Here is a 16766-nt window from a genome sequence, read left to right as displayed (position 1 = left end):
CAAGGGGAGAAGAAATGCGGTCCTGTCCGCCTCACCGGGCTTTGGCGTTGCATTTCGCAAGCGCTTCGGCATCGAAATCGGTCCCGTTTGCGCGGAATGCCGAAACCTGCCCGATCTCGCGCACCACCAACTCGCACATGATAGTGTCGCGGGCATTCGCCTTGGCTGCGAGGCAGACGCCTTCTCCGCATTTCCAGACGGTCGAGCGGGTGACGAGGCTGCTCTTGGCGGGGGCGGCGACCGGTGTAGCGGCATAATAGCCACGAACGGTCTGGGCGAAGCCGGCGGTGGGCGCGAACGCCAGCGTCGCCGCGGCGATCGCCGCGACAGCGTGAATACGGTTCATGGACAGGTCCTCCTGGGGGATGTTCTGCTGCAATCGAGTTGCGCCCAAGAGTTAATTGACAGCAATGTAGGTTGCAAGCAGAAACTAGTGCTGCGTTGCAGTATCTTATGCCATTTGGGCAGCGCGGGAATTGGAGTAATGGTCGGTCATGGGTAGTGCGATCAGAGAATCCCTGCGCGAGCTGGCGACCGAATGCAGCCTTCCGGCGGCGCTTGAAGCGATGGGCGAACGCTGGTCGTTCCTGATCCTGCGCGGCTCGTTCAATGGTCTCCACCATTTCGAAGAATTCCAGTCCGAGCTCGGCATTGCCCGCAACATCCTCGCCAATCGCCTCTCGCGGCTGGTCGAGAAGGGCATTCTCGAGCGGCGACCCTGCCCGGAGGATCGTCGGAAAATCGAATATCGACTTACCGACAAGGGCTATGCCTTGCTCCCGACCATGATCGCGCTGCGCCAATGGGGCGAGCGCTGGGAGACCAGGGTCCCGGCCTTCCCCGTCCTCGTCGACGCGCGCGATCGCAAGCCGATTGGCCAGGTCGCGGTCCAGGCGCATGACGGGCGCGTCCTGCAGAAGGAGGATCTCGTCTGGGCGCTGCCCGAGGAAGTCGAGAGCGAGTCGGTGCGCGCCGCCGAATAAGCCGATCGCCTACCAGTAGCGCCCGGTCTTCAGGCATTGCTGCCATTTGCGCATCGATCCCATCTTGCACGTCGAATCCGAGCAGAGCGCCGCATCGGCCCGATATTTTTGCTGGCATTCGGTGTCGCGCGCAGTCGTCGGCTTCGGCGTCGCGGCGGTGCTTCCCCCCAGCAGGGCTTTCATTTCGGGCGATGTCGCCAGCTGGCCTGCGGTGTCGCCGTCCTTGTTGCGGATCGTCTTGCTCGCGCCGCGATCGAGCAGGATCTTCGCCAGCGCCACCCGGTCGCGACTCGCCGCCTGGTGGAGGAGGGTCCAGCCATATTCGTCCTGGCTGTTCACCGCGACGCAATCCTCGATCAGGCCGGCCAGCTCGTCGGGATGGTTGTACCAGATCGCGTCCCTGGCGGCGAGGAACGGGCGCAGGGCCGGCGATCGGCTGCTGCTCGCGGGTGCGTTGCGCGCCATTTCGCACATGCCGGAGCTGCCCGGGGCTGCCAGTCCGGCTGCCAGTCCGGCTGCCTGTCCGGCCGCCTGTCCGGCCGGTGCCGGCTTGCCCGCGGCCATCGCCTTGCGCAGCTCGGCCTTCACCAGCGTCGAGTAAGCGCTCTGATAGGGCAGCATGCCGAGCTTGTTCTTCAGATTGGGATCGGCGCCGCGCTCGAGCATCGCCCTCACCAGCGCCAGATCGCCGGCCTCGGCGGCATAATGGAGCAGGCTATAGCCCTCGTCCGTCTGTAGATTGATGTCGAACTGTCCGCTGTCGATCAAAGTGAGCGCGCCGGCGCTGTCCTTGACTTTGATCAGATAGCGCGCGGTGTCGAACGGGTCGGCCTGGACCGACGCTCCCGATGCGATCACCGCGCCACCGCCGGCGACTCCGCCCGCGACGAGCAGCCCGAGCAGAATAGATTGCGCCAGCCTGCGCATAGGTCTCTCCCCCAAATGTCTTGGCCGAAATTTGATGGGGAAAAGCCTCGCGATCAAGCCTTTATCTGCCGACCCTCAGCACCAGGCGCGCCGCCGGCCCTCCCAGGCGCGGGCCAGGCCTTCGTCGACCAATTGGTCGCCGAGCGATCGGCCGTTGCGAGTCAGGATGCGCAGCTTGCGGCCGTAGCGATCGGCATCGCGCGCGCCCGTCTCCAACGTCACCGGGCCGGCGTTCAGCAGCGCCTGCAGCCGCAGCGTCGCCGCCTCTCCCAATCGCGCTTCATCCGCGCAGCGCGGAGGGTGTCTCTCGGGCGCGTCGATGTCGGCCACGCGAATCCGCTCGCCGGCCATCCAGATCGTGTCGCCGTCGACCACGCAGTTGGTCCCGCCGCCGCCGTGGCACAGGCCCAAGCGTATTGTCTCGCCCTCGCCACGCGAGTCCGCTGCCACGGCGGCGGGCGCCACCGGCTGCTCGCGCATCACGCTCCACCCCGCGAATGCGAGCCCCGCACAAATCCCGCCGAGCAGCATCGTCCGCAGGTCGCGCCAGCTTGTCTGGCGGGATCGGGAAGGGGAGCGTCGCATGCTTCCCCCCTAGGCCCGCAGGGGTAAGCAAAGTCTTGCGAGCATGTCTGCAGCGGAGCGACCTGCGGCAAATCGCATCGCCTTCGGATCGGTTCTGAATTCGCTCCGTAACGGACATTGTTCTCTCCAAAGCGGACCGTTGGCGGGTTATGGTCGCGCATGGCTGAAGCAAGGCCGCCTCGGGTCGAACATGCATGCGAACAATGCGGCGGCGTCGCGGTCACGCGCGACGCCTGGGCGGAATGGAGCGTCGAGCAGCAGGCCTGGGTCCTGAGCGAAACCTTCGACTTCGCCTTCTGCCACCAGTGCCACCGCGAGACCAAGCTGATCGAGCGGGCGACTCAATCCGGACCTGGGCCCACCTGAACCGTCATTTCGACGAAAACCGGGATCCAGGGTTGGAAAGCAACGTCCTGCTGGACTCTGGATGCCGGCTCTCCCCGGGATGACCGAGGGTCGCGGAAGTAGCGAGGGCGGAGTGCAGTCGAGAGATTGCGACTGGGCCACGGCTTGGCCAACGCCCACCCCGGCGCAGGCCGGGATCCGGTTTCGAGCTGTTCGAGACGGCGGCTGCGAACTCCAGTCCGCGGATACTGGGCCCCGGCCTGCGCCCGGGTGGGAGATGTAGCCAAGGGTCCGCGTCCGGTCGTGCGCCGCTAGTCGCAACCCTTGCCGCTCTTCGCGCAGAACGCCGCTCGCGCTTCCTTCTTGTAATCGAACCCGCCCATTGCGCCCATCGACTCGAGCACCGCCGCGGGCGTCGCAGCGCGCCATCGCGTCGCTGCCGCGCCTTCGTTGAACGCCACCAGCGCGCGGAGGTCCGGGAGCGACAATATCCGCGCATAGGCGCGTCCGCTCGCCTCCATCAGCCGCGCGGTTGCGGCCTTGGCGACCTCGTCCGCGGTCGCCCGGAAGGCGGCCTTGTCGGCATCGCTCCATTCGGGATGCTCGCGTAGCAGCTCTTCGCGCTCCTTGACGGTGACGATCGGCAGCAGCGCTGCGAGCGTCCCCGTCTCCGCCAGCCGCCGCCCCAGCCGCAGCGCCTCCGGATCAGGAGCGGAGACCGCCTGCGCGAGCGCCAACAGCAATATCGACATGCCTCATTCCTCCACGCCCAATTGCCACAGCACGAACGCCATCTCGTCGGCGGCTTCCTTCAAACTTTCCCAGCGGCCGGACTTGCCGCCATGCCCCGCGCCCATGTTCATCTTGAGGACGAGGCAGTTGTCGTCGGTCTTGGTCGCGCGCAGCTTGGCGGCCCATTTCGCCGGCTCCCAATAGGTCACCCGCGGATCGTTGAGTCCGCCCGAGATGAACAGCGGCGGATAGGCTTGCGCCTTCACATTGTCATAGGGCGAATAGCTGTGGATCAGCCGGAAGGCCTCCGCATCCTCCACCGGATTGCCCCATTCGGGCCATTCGCCGGGGGTCAGCGGTAGGCTCTCGTCGAGCATCGTGTTGAGTACGTCGACGAACGGCACGTCGGCCACCACCACGCCCCACAATTCGGGATCGGAATTGACGACCGCCCCCATCAGTTCGCCCCCCGCCGATCGTCCGGCGATCGCGATATTGCCCGCCTTGGTATAGCCGAGTTCGATCAGCCCCTTCGCGCAGTCGACGAAGTCGTTGAACGTATTCTCGCGCTTCGCCAGCTTGCCGTCGAGATACCATTGCTGCCCCAGATCGTCGCCGCCGCGAATATGCGCGATCGCGAAGGCCATGCCGCGATCGAGGAACGACATCCGGCTGGTCGAAAAGCCCGGCGGGATCGCATAGCCATAGGCGCCATAGGCATAGAGATAGAGCTTGCCGGTCCCGTCGCGGGGGAAGTCCTTCGGATAGACAATCGACACGGGAACCTGCGTCCCGTCGCGCGTCGCGATCTTGAGCCGCTCGGTGCGATATTTGGCGGGATCGTAGCCGCTCGGTATCTCCTGCACCTTCAGCGTCTCGAGCGCGCCCGTCGCGACGTCATAATCCTGCACCGTCCCCGGCGTGACCATCGACTCATAGCCCAGCCGCAGCTTGGTCACCGCATATTCGGGATTGTCGCCCAGTCCCGCGACATAGCTCGCCTCGGGGAAGGGGAGGCGCACCGGCGGAATGGCAGGGTCGTAGCGATGCAGCTCGATCTGATCGAGCCCGTCCTCGCGCCCCTCGACGATGAAGAAGTCGGCGAAACACTCCACCCCGGTCATGTAGAACTGCTTCGAAGCGCCGATCCGCTCGGTCCATTCGCTTGGCCGTTCCACCGGCGCGGTCACCAGGCGGAAATTGGGATCCAAATCGTTGGTGTGGATGAAGAGCGTGCCGTCATGCTCGTCGACATCATATTCGCGGCCGGGCTTGCGCGGTGCGACCAGCACCATCTCCGCCGCCGGATTGTCGGCGGGCAGCAGATAGACTTCGCTGGTCACATGATCGCCGGTCGAGACCAAAAGCCATTTGCGCGACTGAGTCTCGCCCACCGCGACGCGGTAGCCTTCGTCGGCCTCGCGGAAGATCTCCAGGTCCGCCTCGATCGGATCCCCCAGCTTGTGCCAGCGGGCATTATCGGTGCGCCAATTCTCGTTGGCGACCCCATAGAGGAAACCCTTCGAATCGGACGTCCAGACGATCTCCGAAAGCATCCCCGGGATGATATCGGGCAGCAATTCGCCGCTCTCGAGATCCTTGACCCGAACCTCGAACCGTTCCGATCCATTGTCGTCGATCGCGTAAGCGAGCCAGCGGCCATCGGGGCTGCCGCTGATCGCCCCCAGCCGGAAATAGTCCTTGCCCGCGGCGAGCGCCGGCTCGTCGAGGATCAACTGATCCGCGCCGCCATCGACATGCTTGCGCCACCAGCGCGGATATTCGCCGCCGGTCTCGTAATCGGTCCAGTAGATCCAGTCGCCGTCCTTTTGCGGCACGGTCGATTCGTCTTCCTTGATCCGCGCGCGCATCTCTTTGAACAGGGTCTCGGACAGCGGTTTGTGCGGCGCCATCACCGCCTCGAAATAGGCGTTCTCGGCCTCGAGATAGGCAAGCACGTCCTTGTCGCCGACGTCGGGGTAATTGGGGTCCTTCAGCCATGCCCAGGGATCGTCGATCGTCACGCCATGGGCGGAGAAGCTGTGGGCGCGCGTGGCGGCGATCGGTGGTTTGGGGATATCATTCATCCCCGTCCCTTAGCCCAGGATGCAGCCCTGTCGAAGCCTGCGCCGCCAGCTCGCCTGCATCGAGCGCATCGCCCCCGCCACAGGGGCTTCCGAAGTGGAAATTCGTCCGCAATCGCTTATTTGAGGACGAATGCCTCTCTTTGCGGTGCGCGCAAAGGCGCAGGAGATCGCACGCTTCACAGTTCCGCACGCAGAAGGTTTGACATGTCCAGCTACGCCGATCGACTCCAGGCCCTGCGCGAGCAACTCAAGCGCGACCGACTCGACGGGTTCGTCGTACCGCTCACCGACGAGCATATGAGCGAGTATGTCGGTGAATATGCCCAGCGGCTCGGCTGGCTGACCGGCTTCCAGGGCTCGGCGGGCACCGCGGTGGTGCTCCCGCAGGAAGCCGCGATCTTTACCGACGGGCGCTATACGCTCCAGGTACGCCAGCAGGTCTCGGCCGATTCCTGGGACTATGTGCCGGTGCCCGCGGTCAGCGTCGCCGACTGGCTCGGCGAACATGCCCCCGACGGCGGCCGCATCGGCTATGATCCCTGGCTCCACACCCGCGCCTGGGTCGAGGAAGCGCGCAAGGCGCTGGCCGAGAAGGGCGCCGAGCTGGTCGCGGTCGCCGCGAACCCGATCGACGCGGTCTGGGCCGAGCAGCCCGCGCCCTCCGACGCCCAGCTGACGGTCCAGGACGATGCCACCGCCGGCAAGTCGTCCGCCGCCAAGCGCGCCGAGATCGCCGACTGGCTCGCCGATCGGAAGGCCGATGCCGTCATCCTCTCCGCGCTCGATTCGATCGCCTGGGCGTTCAACGTGCGCGGCGACGATGTTTCGCACACGCCGGTCGCGCTTGCCTATGCGATCGTCCATTCCGACGGCACGGCCGAATTCTTCGCCGCGCCGGGCAAGCTGACCGATGCCGTGCGCCAGCATCTCGGTAATGCGGTCCGCGTCCGCGATCGCGCCGATTTCGCCGCCGCGCTGGCGAGCCTCGGCGACAAGCGAGTCGCCGCCGATCCCGAGCGCGCGGTCGCCGCGATCTTCGATTCGCTCGATGCTGGCGGTGCGCGCATCCTGGCGTTGCGCGATCCGGTGGTGCTGGCCAAGGCAATCAAGAATAGCGCCGAGATAAGCGGGCATCGCGCGGCGCAGGCGCGCGACGGCGTCGCCCTGGTCCGCTTTCTCAAATGGTTCGAGGAAGAGGCGCCGCAGGGCGCGCTGACCGAGCTGAGCGCCGCGGCGCGGCTCCAGCAGTTTCGCGAGGCGACCGGGGTGCTCAAGGATCTGAGTTTCGACACCATCTCGGCCACCGGCGCCAACGCCGCGATCCCGCATTATAAGGTGACCGAGGAATCGAGCCTGCCGATCGAACCCGGCCAGCTCTATCTGGTCGATTCGGGCGGCCAATATGCCGATGGCACCACCGACGTGACGCGGGTGGTGCCGGTGGGTGAGCCCAGCGCGGAGATGAAGGATCGCTTCACCCGCGTCCTCCAGGGGCATATCGCCCTCGCCACTGCGCTGTTCCCCGACGGCACCACCGGTGCCCAGCTCGACAGTTTCGCACGGCGCCCGCTTTGGGAAATCGGGTGCGATTACGCCCACGGCACTGGCCACGGCGTCGGCGCCTATCTGTCGGTCCACGAGGGCCCGCAGCGAATCGCCCAGCCTTATTATCCCGGCGGCCAGTCGCTCGAGCCGCTGCGCGCGGGCATGTTCCTCTCGAACGAACCCGGTTATTACAAGGCCGGCGAATATGGCATCCGCATCGAGAATCTGGTGCTCGTCGCTGCGCGCGATATTCCAGGCGCCGAACAGCCGATGCTCGGCTTTGAAACGCTCACTTTGGCGCCGATCGAGCGCCGCCTGATCGAGCCGAGCCTGATGAGCCAAGGCGAGCGCGCCTGGCTCGACGCCTATCATCAGCGCGTGCTCGACATAGTCGGCGCCCAGCTGGAAGGCGAGGAATTGCGCTGGCTGGAAGGGAAATGCGCGCCGATCGCCTGAGCGCGCGATTCGAAAGGGCTACGGGTCCTTCGCGGGCGGCGGCTCGATCGGGGCCACTTGCTCGCGCGCCTGCGCCTTGCGCTTGCGCAAATTGGCCCGCAGCGCCTCGGCCAGCCGCGCCTTCTTCTCCGCATCGTCCATCCGCGCGTGATAGGCGCTCAGGCTTCGCCTTGACAATCGCCCGCCCCCGAGCACATAGGCCCCTCCCGCCCGGGCCCGGCCCGTCGCGAGTGCTGCCGTAGCTCAGTGGTAGAGCGCATCCTTGGTAAGGCTGAGGTCGTGAGTTCAATCCTCACCGGCAGCACCATTTTCCTTCCTTGCAACCCTCGATCGCATCCCCGATCAGGCGCGCAAGCAAGGAGAATCGCATGAAGACCAGAGCCGCCGTCGCGTTCGAAGCCAAGCAGCCGCTCGAGATCGTCGAACTCGATCTGGAAGGCCCCAAGGCCGGCGAAGTGCTGGTCGAGATCATGGCCACCGGCATCTGCCACACCGATGCCTACACGCTCGACGGGCTCGATTCGGAAGGCCTGTTCCCCAGCGTGCTCGGCCATGAGGGCGCGGGGATCGTCCGCGAGGTCGGGCAGGGCGTCACCAGCGTGAAGCCGGGCGACCATGTCATCCCGCTTTACACGCCCGAATGCCGCCAATGTAAGTCGTGCCTCAGTGGCAAGACCAACCTTTGCACCGCGATCCGCGCCACCCAGGGCAAGGGGCTGATGCCCGACGGCACCACGCGCTTTTCGTATAAGAGCCAGCCCATCTACCATTATATGGGCTGCTCGACCTTTTCGAACTTCACCGTCCTGCCCGAGATCGCAGTGGCGAAGATCCGCGCGGACGCGCCGTTCAAGACCAGCTGCTATATCGGCTGCGGCGTGACCACCGGCGTCGGCGCGGTGGTCAACACTGCCAAGGTCCAGGTCGGCGACAATATCGTCGTGTTCGGGCTCGGCGGGATCGGTCTCAATGTGCTCCAGGGCGCGCGGATGGCGGGTGCGAGCAGGATCATCGGCGTCGACATCAACCCTGATCGCGCGGAATGGGGTCGCCGCTTCGGCATGACCGACTTCATCGACGCCCGCGGACTGACGAGCAATGAGGTCATCTTTGCGGTTCAGCAACTTACTGATGGCGGGGCCGACTATAGCTTCGACTGCACTGGCAATACCGACGTCATGCGCCAGGCGCTTGAATGCTGCCACCGCGGCTGGGGGACCAGCATCATCATCGGCGTGGCCGAGGCCGGCAAGGAAATCGCCACCCGCCCGTTCCAGCTCGTCACCGGGCGCAACTGGCGCGGCACCGCATTCGGCGGCGCCAAGGGCCGCACCGACGTGCCCAAGATCGTCGACTGGTACATGAACGGCAAGATCGAGATCGACCCGATGATCACCCATGTCCTCAGCCTGGAGGAGATCAACAAGGGCTTCGAGCTGATGCATGCGGGCGAGAGCATCCGCTCGGTCGTCGTCTACTGACCGTGGAAACGCTCTCTACCAACCGGGCGCATGGCGGCGTCCAGGGCGTCTACCGGCATGCCAGCGCCGTCACCGGCACCGACATGACCTTCTCGGTCTATGTTCCCCCCCACGCGCCCGGTGCGAAGCTGCCGCTGCTCTGGTATCTGTCCGGCCTGACCTGCACCCACGCCAACGTCACCGACAAAGGCGAGTATCGCCGCGCCTGCGCCGAGCTGGGTGTGATCTTCGTCGCGCCGGACACCTCGCCGCGCGGTGAAGAGGTGCCCGACGACTCGGCCTATGATTTCGGCCAGGGCGCGGGCTTCTATGTCGACGCGACCGAAGCCCCCTGGTCCGCGAACTTCCGGATGCGCAGCTATATCGAGCAGGAACTGCCGGCATTGGTCGCCGCCGAGTTCCCCGCGGACATGGATCGGCAGGGCATTACCGGCCATTCGATGGGCGGGCATGGCGCGCTCACGATCGGGCTGCGCAACCCGGATCGCTTCAGGAGCATCTCGGCCTTCTCGCCGATCGTCGCGCCGTCGCAGGTGCCGTGGGGCGAGAAGGCGCTGAGCGGCTATCTCGGCGCGGACCGGAGCGCGTGGCGCGCGTATGACGCCTGCGCGCTGATCGCGGATGGCGCCCGCGCGGCCGAACTGCTCGTCGACATTGGCGACGCCGACCAGTTCCTCGCGGAGCAATTGCGTCCCGAATTGCTTGCCGATGCCTGCGCCGCCGCCGGCATCCCGCTGACGCTGCGAATGCAGCCGGGCTACGATCACAGCTATCATTTCATCTCGACCTTCATGGCCGATCATGTCGCCTGGCATGCCGAACGGCTTGGGCGCTGAGTTCAAAGTCAGGCTCGCATCGCAAATGGTCAGGGTTGCTTGACAAGCTGACGAATCTCCGCCACTAGTGTCAGTGTTACCTGACAAATGGTCAGGCGACGCCGACAGCGGCGGGCTGAGACGGGGGCATATGAAGAACCGGCTGAAAGTGCTGCGCGCCGAACGCGACTGGAGCCAGGCAGAGCTTGGCGGCCGTCTCGGCGTGTCGCGCCAGGCAGTGAATGCGATCGAGACGGGGAAATATGATCCCTCGCTCCCGCTCGCATTCCGCATCGGCCGCATCTTCGGGCTCAGCATCGAGGAGATTTTCGATGATGGCGAAGGGGGCGGCACGGATGCCGCATGAGCTGGGCGAAGGCGAACGTGCCGCAAAGGTGCGGCGCCGCAAGATCGTCGGAATCCTGTTTATCGCAGGCGCGCTGGGCGGGGTCGGCGGCGGTCTGATGGGCTTTTACAGGGATCAGAACGATCCCGGCCTGATCGGGCCGTTGCCGCCCGTGGTGGCGATCGTCGCCACGGCGATCATGGCCGTGACGATCGTCGTCGCGAGCTGGGCCTATCTGCGCGCCGTCGACGAAGTCGAACGGTTGACCAATTACTGGTCGAGCATGTTCACCCTCTATTTCTTCCTTGTCGCCTATCCCGCTTGGTATCTGCTGTGGAAGGGCGGTCTGGTCCCTGAGCCACGGCACGAGATCATCTTTGTGACGGTCTACCTCGTCATGATTGCCGCCTATTTCTGGAAGAAACTGCGGTCCTGATTCACTCGAAATGGAGCTTTCCGACATGTTGAAGATGTTGCTGCGGTCGGGAGCCGCGCTGGCACTCACCCTGACCCCCGGCCTGGCGCACGCCCAGGAGGCCAAGGATGCCGATCCCGCTTTGTGGGTCGTCAAGGATGCCGACACGACCATCTATCTGTTCGGCACCGTCCACGTTCTGAAGCCGGGTCTCAGCTGGTTCGACGAGGCGGTGAAGACCGCGTTCGACAAGAGCGACGAGCTCGTGCTCGAACTGATCGAGCCCGATCCCGCGGCGATGCAGGGGATCATCATGAAGACCGCGGTGAACCCGACCGGCCCCACGCTCACCGAGAAACTGCCCGCGGACAAGCGCGAGGCCTATGGCAAGGCGATGGCGGATGTCGGCGTGCCGGCGGTGGCGCTGGACCGTTTCGATCCCTGGTTCGCGGCGGTCACGCTTAGCGTCGCGGGGCTCCCGAAGCTCGGTTATAATCCCGAAAGCGGCGCAGAGCGTGTGCTGGGCGCCGCAGCCAAGGCGGCCGGCAAGCCGGTGATCGGGCTCGAGACCGCAGAGCAGCAATTGGGCTATTTCGACTCCTTGCCCGAGCCGCTGCAGGTCAAGTTCCTGGTATCGACCGTCGATGATTATCCCAAAATGGGCGAGACTCTGGACGGCATGGTCGCGCGCTGGTCGGCCGGCGATCCGGACGGGCTCGCCAAGACGATGAACGAAAGCCTCATCGAGACGCCCGAGCTCGGCAAGATCCTGCTCGGCGATCGCAACGTGCGCTGGGCCGAGTGGATCTCGCAGCGCCTGGCCAAGCCCGGCACGGTGTTTGTCGCGGTCGGCGCAGGGCATCTGGCGGGCAGCGAGAGCGTCCAGGCCAAGCTCGCGGCGCACAAGTTGACGGCCACTCGCGTCCAATATTGAGCGGGGCGCTGTCATCGGTGAACCCGGACGCCCAATGGGGCGTTCGGGCTTTCCCGTATCGGAGCAGCACATGGCCCATCATCCACGACCCTTTCTCGGCCTGCTGGCCGGCGTCGCCGCCGGGCTGGTCGCCTCCGCCGCAATGGCGGCGTTCCAATCGAGGGCGCAGAAGCTGCTGCCCGACGAGGGCGGCGACGGCGATCCCGCAACGGTGAAGGCGGCGGACGCAGCGAGCGAGGCGATCGCCGGCGATCCGGTGCCTGCACCGTATCGCAAGCCGGCCGGACAGGCAGTCCATTACCTCGTCGGTGGGGTACTCGGCGGGATCTACGGCGTGCTCACCGAATATCGGCCCGCGGCGCGCGCGGGGTTCGGCAGCGCTTATGGCATCGCGACGGCCGCCTTGATCGATGAAGTAGCGGTCCCCGCCGTCGGCCTGGGCGCCGCGCCGGACGAGGTGCCCTTGGCCACCCATTTCTATGGGGCAGCGTCGCATCTCGTTTATGGCTGGGTGCTGGAGGGCGTCCGCACGCTCATCGCCGGACGCCGCTGAGCCCGGCGGCACCGAAAGTCACAGAAAGTCGCACCAAGAACGGCTTTCCCAAGCCATCGAGCGGCGGAAAAAATTCTCGACAACGGGTCAAAGAGCGTGCGCGGGCAAGCCCTTGCGCGCGCCTAGTCAAGCAAATGAAATCCTACATTGCAAGCCGGCACGGCTAGAGCAGCAGGTCCTGGGGCGAAGCACTGCGCTTGACCGCCCCGCCGCCGCTGCGGCGGGCGAATTCGACTTGGGCGGTGTGGCGAATGTCTATGTCGCGATCGGCCATGAAGGCATGGAGCACATCGTCGTCGATCTCGCTCCATTCCTTGCCGCGATCGGGCCCGAAGCGCACGCGCGGCAACAGTCCGGGCTCGCGCGACCATTCGATCAGCTGCGTTGCGCCAACCTCGTTGAGCATGTCGCGCAGGTGGAAGGCAGTGACATAGGCGTCAGGAAAGGCGCGGTGCGCCGGCAACCCGCGCTCATGCTCCATCCCCGCGGGCTTGCGCCAATAGCGCAGCAACTGGTTGGAGAAGCCCGGCGAATCGGACCATAATCGCAGCGCGCATTTCCAGGTGCAGATCCAGTCGGCGCCGCGGGTGAGCGAGGGTGTGCAGAACTGCTCCTCGAACGTCGCGCGATGTGCTGCGAGCGCCACCCGCCGCGGCCAGGGATCGAGGATCGGCCGGGCAACGTCGTGCCACCAGGGGGCGTCGGCAACATCCTCGTCGCGGATGTGATGGATCGCCATGGTCAGCGGCGGGATCTGCCGCCCCGGATTGACCAGCCGGCTGCCGCCCTCGCCCTGTAGCTCCCACCGGCCATCGGGCCGCAGCGCAACGTCCTGCCAGCCGATCTCGCACACGCCATGCGCAGGCGGTGCCTGTCCGGTGGTCTCGAGATCGATGACGCGGATGATGGAAGGGGCAGGAGGTGCCATGCGGCCACAAGTGGGGGCTGGGAGGGCGGAATGCGAGTCATAATTGGGGAAAGCCCCTCCCCTTCAGGGGAGGGGTTGGGGTGGGGGCTATCCTCTGGCCCCAGGCTCGGTGAGACGGCACGCCCCCACCCCCAACCCCTCCCCTGAAGGGGAGGGGCTTTAGACGTCAGTGCCCCGCTTGCTCGCCGCGCTCCAGCCCGCTCGCGGCGAGCTGCGCGTCGATCATCGCCATCAGGCGATCGAGGCCTTCCTGATTCCTGGCCTCGGCACGGGCCACCAGCACGTCCTGCGTGTTGGAAGCGCGCAGCAGCCACCAGCCGTCGGGGGTGTTGACGCGTGCGCCGTCGGTGCGGTTCACCTCGGCGCCTTCGGCCTCGAGCCGGTCGAGCACTTCGTCGATCACCGCGAACTTGCGGCTCTCGTCCACCTGGAAGCGCATCTCGGGCGTGTTGACCAGCTGGGGCATCTCGTCCTTGAGCTGGGTCAGCGACTTGCCGATGACGTGCAGCGCCTGGATCAGGCGGACCGCGGCATATTGGGCGTCGTCGAAGCCATAATAATTATGCGCGAAGAAGATGTGCCCGCTCATCTCGCCCGCAAGCGGCGCATGGGTCTCCTTCATCTTGGTCTTGATCAGGCTGTGCCCGGTCTTCCACATCAAGGGCTCGCCGCCGAGCTCGCCGATCCGATCGTAGAGCGCCTGGCTGGCCTTCACGTCGGCGATGATCGTGGCGCCGGGCAACTCGCGCAGCACGGGTTCAGCCAGAATGGAGAGAAGTTGGTCGCCCCAGACGACACGTCCCAGCCCGTCGACTGCGCCGATCCGATCGCCATCGCCGTCGAAAGCCAATCCGAAATCGAGCTGCTTCTCGGCGACGAGCGCCTTCAACTGGGTCAGGTTCTTTTCTTCGGTAGGATCGGGATGATGATTGGGGAAATCGCCGTCCACTTCGGTGAACAACGTGTGGTGCTCACCCGGGAGCAGCTTCACCAATTTCTCGATCACCGGACCGGCGGCGCCGTTGCCCGTATCCCATCCGACGCGATAGGTGCCGCCGGCATAGCCCGCCATCAGCCGCCCGACATAGGCGTCGAGTATGTCGTAATCCGTGACGCTGGTATCGCCCGCAGGCTCGTCCCAATCGCCGTCCGCCGCCATCTGGCCGAGCTTCTGGATATCCTCGCCGAAAAAGGGGAGGTGCTGAAACACCATCTTGAAGCCATTGTAATTGCCGGGATTATGGCTGCCGGTTATCTGGATGCCGCCATCCACTTCCAGCGTGGCTTCGGCATAATATAGCATCGGCGTGGGGCCCATGCCGATCCGGACGACGTCGCAGCCCGACGCGGTGAGGCCGGCGACCAGCGCCTCCTCGAGCATCGGCGACGAATTGCGGCCGTCGCGCCCCACCGCCACGCGGTGCCCGCCGGCGCGGCGAAGCAGCGTCGCGAAGCCGCGGCCGATCGCGTGCGCATCGTCGGGTCCCAGCGCCTCGCCGACGATTCCGCGGATGTCATATTCGCGGAGCGAAGTGGGATCGAAATTGTGGGTCATGTTGCCTCCAAAAGCTTTGCGGGCCTAATCCGCCAAGCCGCCCGAAAGTTCAATCTGCGGGCGTAATGAGTACGACCCGTCAGGGGCGGAGCAAGGTGTCCCGCGCGGCGTTGATCCGGCCGGTAAGCTCGGCCGAGCCGCCCTTGTCGGGGTGGACTGCGCTGACCAGCCGGCGATGCGCCTCGCGGATCGTCTCGGCGTCCGCGGTGGCGGACACCCCCAGCACGGCGCGCGCCTCGTCCTCGGCCATGTTCACGACGCGAGGCGGCTTCGGCGCCACCTGCTTGGGCCTGAAGAACAGATAATAGATGGCGGCGATGATCAGCGCCGCAAGGATCGCCTTCATCATCAGGCGAACAGCGGCATGGCGACTTCGGGAAGCGCCAGGCCGGCGATCATCTCGCGCAGCTCCTGGCGCGCCGCGACATGGCTGAGCCCCATCGCGCCGAATTCGCCCGAATCGAGCATCGTCAGCCCCTGTGGAAAGAGCTCGCGATAGATCACCCGCTCCGAAAGCCCGGAGATCACGCGGAAGCCGACCCGCTTGGAGAGCTGGTCGATCGCCTCCGACACGCGACGCATGTTGCGCGCCTCAATATGCTGCATGCGGTTGCGCAGGACGACCCAGTCGATCGTCTCGCCATCGGCCTTGGCGCGGCGCTTTCGCGATTCCCAGATCAGCTCCGAATAGAAGCTCGGGCGCGAGACGCGGAAGGTCTCGGGATCGACATGGCCGATCAAGTCGAAATCGACGAAACTGTCGTTCATCGGCGTGACCAGCGTATCGGCATTGGTGACCGCGACGCGCGCGAACTTGTCGTCGCGGCCGGGCGTATCGATCACCAGGAAGTCGGCGTCCCGGCCGAGCCGATCGAGCGTTTCCGAGAAGAAGTCCATGCTCTCCCCGTCATGCGTCTCATAGACCGGCATCGGCAGATCGCGCCCGGTGCGCCTGATCGTCGCGTGGCGATTGTCGAGATAGCGGCCCATCGTGCGCTGGCGATGATCCAGGTCGAAACAGGCGACGCGCGCGCCCTTCGCCGCCAGCCCGATCGCCGCGTGGACCGCCGTCGTGGACTTGCCGGTGCCGCCTTTCTCGTTCGCGAAAACGAGGACATGAAGGCGTTTGGGTCCGTCGATCACGCTGTACAACTTCCTTTATTGATCGTGCCGCCTGCCCCCCATAGAAGGCCGCCCTCCCGCCTTATCGAAAGTGTCAAAGCGTGCATAGCATCCGTCGTCTTGAAGAGCTTGGCGAGGCGCTTTCCGCCTGGCGGGCAGCGGGCGAGCGCGTGGCGCTGGTGCCGACGATGGGGGCGCTGCATGCGGGGCATATGGCGCTGGTCGACGCCGCAAGGCGCGCCGGCGACCGCGTGGTCGTCTCGATCTTCGTCAATCCCAAGCAGTTCGGGCCCAATGAGGATCTCGGCAAATATCCGCGCCGCGAGCAGAGCGACGCGCGCATGCTGGCGGAAGCGGGCGTCGACCTGCTTTGGATGCCTTCGGTCGAGATCATGTATCCGGAAGGGTTCGCCACCACCGTGTCGGTGAGCGGCGTGAGCGACGGGCTCGACGGGGCGGCGCGGCCCGGGCATTTCGATGGTGTCGCAACCGTGGTCGCCAAGCTGTTCGGCCAGGTGCGCCCGGATGTCGCGATCTTCGGGGAAAAGGATTATCAGCAGCTCGCAGTGATCCGGCGGATGGTGGCCGATCTCGACCTGGGCGTCGAGATCGTCGGCCTGCCCACCCAGCGCGACGTCGACGGCCTCGCGCTATCCTCGCGCAACGCCTATCTCACCGACGACGAGCGCCTCGCCGCGCGTGCGCTGCCGCGGGCACTCGGCGAGGCGGTGCAGGCACTGCAAAGCGGTGCGCCGGTGGACGAGGTGCTCGAGAAGGTTCGGGCCAAGCTGACCGCTGCCGGGTTCGAGGCTGTCGACTATGTCGCCTTGTGCGATGCCGAGACGCTGGTGCCGGTCGAGACGCTGGATCGGCCGGCGCGACTATTGGCGGCGGCGAAGATCGGGATCACCCGCCTCATCGACAATCTTGCAGTGACCCCAGAATGAACGAACAGGG

20 protein-coding genes and 1 tRNA gene are annotated in these 16766 nt (G+C 65.7%); 11 read left to right on the top strand and 10 right to left on the bottom strand.

The window, feature by feature from the left end:
* Positions 1–31: 31 nt before the first annotated feature.
* Complete coding sequence (locus OKW87_RS10055; RefSeq protein ID WP_265539134.1) at positions 32–346, bottom strand: CC_3452 family protein; 315 nt, start codon at positions 344–346, stop codon at positions 32–34.
* A gap of 148 nt (positions 347–494) precedes the next feature.
* Here OKW87_RS10055 and OKW87_RS10050 point away from each other — a divergent pair, with 148 nt between their 5' ends.
* The gene (locus OKW87_RS10050) at positions 495–983 is read left to right on the top strand and encodes a winged helix-turn-helix transcriptional regulator (RefSeq protein WP_265539133.1); all 489 of its coding nucleotides are present in this window, start codon (positions 495–497) and stop codon (positions 981–983) included.
* 9 nt (positions 984–992) lie between these two features.
* Here the strand turns inward: OKW87_RS10050 and OKW87_RS10045 are convergent, their stop codons facing one another.
* A complete protein-coding gene (locus OKW87_RS10045; protein WP_265539131.1) occupies positions 993–1910 on the bottom strand; it encodes an ankyrin repeat domain-containing protein in 918 nt (305 codons plus the stop codon).
* 75 nt (positions 1911–1985) lie between these two features.
* Positions 1986–2495 carry a thermonuclease family protein gene (locus tag OKW87_RS10040; protein ID WP_265539129.1) on the bottom strand — a complete coding sequence of 170 codons (510 nt, stop codon included), beginning with the start codon at positions 2493–2495 and terminating at the stop codon, positions 1986–1988.
* 159 nt (positions 2496–2654) lie between these two features.
* Between OKW87_RS10040 and OKW87_RS10035 the strand changes: the two genes are divergently transcribed.
* A complete protein-coding gene (locus OKW87_RS10035) occupies positions 2655–2861 on the top strand; it encodes a hypothetical protein (protein WP_265539128.1) in 207 nt (68 codons plus the stop codon).
* Between the two features lie 290 nt (positions 2862–3151).
* On the opposite strand, the gene OKW87_RS10030 is transcribed toward OKW87_RS10035, so the two are convergent.
* Together OKW87_RS10030 and OKW87_RS10025 are read right to left on the bottom strand one after the other, a co-directional pair.
* Positions 3152–3592, bottom strand: a complete 441-nt coding sequence (locus OKW87_RS10030) for a hypothetical protein (protein ID WP_265539127.1) — start codon at positions 3590–3592, stop codon at positions 3152–3154.
* Between the two features lie 3 nt (positions 3593–3595).
* Positions 3596–5659 (bottom strand): S9 family peptidase, encoded by a 2064-nt coding sequence (locus OKW87_RS10025; RefSeq protein ID WP_265539126.1) that lies wholly within the window; start codon positions 5657–5659, stop codon positions 3596–3598.
* A 204-nt stretch (positions 5660–5863) separates the two neighbouring features.
* Here OKW87_RS10025 and OKW87_RS10020 point away from each other — a divergent pair, with 204 nt between their 5' ends.
* Complete coding sequence (locus tag OKW87_RS10020) at positions 5864–7660, top strand: aminopeptidase P family protein (protein WP_265539124.1); 1797 nt, start codon at positions 5864–5866, stop codon at positions 7658–7660.
* Positions 7661–7678: 18 nt separating this feature from the next.
* Here OKW87_RS10020 and OKW87_RS10015 read toward each other — a convergent pair whose 3' ends face one another.
* A complete protein-coding gene (locus OKW87_RS10015; protein WP_265539122.1) occupies positions 7679–7801 on the bottom strand; it encodes a hypothetical protein in 123 nt (40 codons plus the stop codon).
* A 91-nt stretch (positions 7802–7892) separates the two neighbouring features.
* Between OKW87_RS10015 and OKW87_RS10010 the strand changes: the two genes are divergently transcribed.
* The 7 genes from OKW87_RS10010 (at position 7893) to OKW87_RS09980 (ending at position 12204) form a co-directional block, all read left to right on the top strand.
* Positions 7893–7967 (top strand) — tRNA-Thr (locus tag OKW87_RS10010).
* A 61-nt stretch (positions 7968–8028) separates the two neighbouring features.
* A complete protein-coding gene (locus OKW87_RS10005) occupies positions 8029–9141 on the top strand; it encodes an S-(hydroxymethyl)glutathione dehydrogenase/class III alcohol dehydrogenase (RefSeq protein WP_265539120.1) in 1113 nt (370 codons plus the stop codon).
* Positions 9138–9977, top strand: a complete 840-nt coding sequence (fghA, locus tag OKW87_RS10000; protein ID WP_265544083.1) for an S-formylglutathione hydrolase — start codon at positions 9138–9140, stop codon at positions 9975–9977. The genes OKW87_RS10005 and fghA overlap by 4 nt, the downstream gene beginning before the upstream one ends.
* 130 nt (positions 9978–10107) lie before the next feature.
* Positions 10108–10323, top strand: a complete 216-nt coding sequence (locus OKW87_RS09995) for a helix-turn-helix transcriptional regulator (protein WP_265544082.1) — start codon at positions 10108–10110, stop codon at positions 10321–10323.
* Positions 10289–10738: a hypothetical protein gene (locus tag OKW87_RS09990; RefSeq protein ID WP_265539119.1), complete on the top strand. Its 450-nt coding sequence runs from the start codon at positions 10289–10291 to the stop codon at positions 10736–10738. Before OKW87_RS09995 ends, OKW87_RS09990 begins: the two co-directional genes overlap by 35 nt.
* 25 nt (positions 10739–10763) lie before the next feature.
* Positions 10764–11651, top strand: coding sequence for a TraB/GumN family protein (locus OKW87_RS09985; RefSeq protein WP_322740309.1), 888 nt, complete (start codon positions 10764–10766; stop codon positions 11649–11651).
* Between the two features lie 70 nt (positions 11652–11721).
* Positions 11722–12204 carry a DUF1440 domain-containing protein gene (locus tag OKW87_RS09980; protein WP_265539117.1) on the top strand — a complete coding sequence of 161 codons (483 nt, stop codon included), beginning with the start codon at positions 11722–11724 and terminating at the stop codon, positions 12202–12204.
* 163 nt (positions 12205–12367) lie between these two features.
* Here the strand turns inward: OKW87_RS09980 and OKW87_RS09975 are convergent, their stop codons facing one another.
* From OKW87_RS09975 to OKW87_RS09960, 4 genes are all read right to left on the bottom strand, one after another.
* The gene (locus OKW87_RS09975) at positions 12368–13132 is read right to left on the bottom strand and encodes an exonuclease domain-containing protein (RefSeq protein ID WP_265539115.1); all 765 of its coding nucleotides are present in this window, start codon (positions 13130–13132) and stop codon (positions 12368–12370) included.
* Positions 13133–13298: 166 nt separating this feature from the next.
* The gene (gene pgmG / locus OKW87_RS09970; protein WP_265539113.1) at positions 13299–14687 is read right to left on the bottom strand and encodes a phosphoglucomutase/phosphomannomutase PgmG; all 1389 of its coding nucleotides are present in this window, start codon (positions 14685–14687) and stop codon (positions 13299–13301) included.
* A gap of 79 nt (positions 14688–14766) precedes the next feature.
* A complete protein-coding gene (locus OKW87_RS09965) occupies positions 14767–15036 on the bottom strand; it encodes a J domain-containing protein (protein WP_265539112.1) in 270 nt (89 codons plus the stop codon).
* Positions 15036–15830, bottom strand: a complete 795-nt coding sequence (locus tag OKW87_RS09960; RefSeq protein WP_443025047.1) for a division plane positioning ATPase MipZ — start codon at positions 15828–15830, stop codon at positions 15036–15038. Before OKW87_RS09960 ends, OKW87_RS09965 begins: the two co-directional genes overlap by 1 nt.
* Positions 15831–15910: 80 nt before the next feature.
* Between OKW87_RS09960 and panC the strand changes: the two genes are divergently transcribed.
* Positions 15911–16756, top strand: a complete 846-nt coding sequence (gene panC / locus OKW87_RS09955) for a pantoate--beta-alanine ligase (RefSeq protein WP_265539110.1) — start codon at positions 15911–15913, stop codon at positions 16754–16756.
* Positions 16757–16766 lie beyond the last annotated feature (10 nt).

This window comes from Sphingomonas sp. M1-B02, from assembly GCF_026167525.1.
Lineage (GTDB): Bacteria > Pseudomonadota > Alphaproteobacteria > Sphingomonadales > Sphingomonadaceae > Sphingomonas.
Note: the sequence above shows the minus strand (reverse complement) of the source record. Positions and strands in the feature narration are given on the sequence as shown.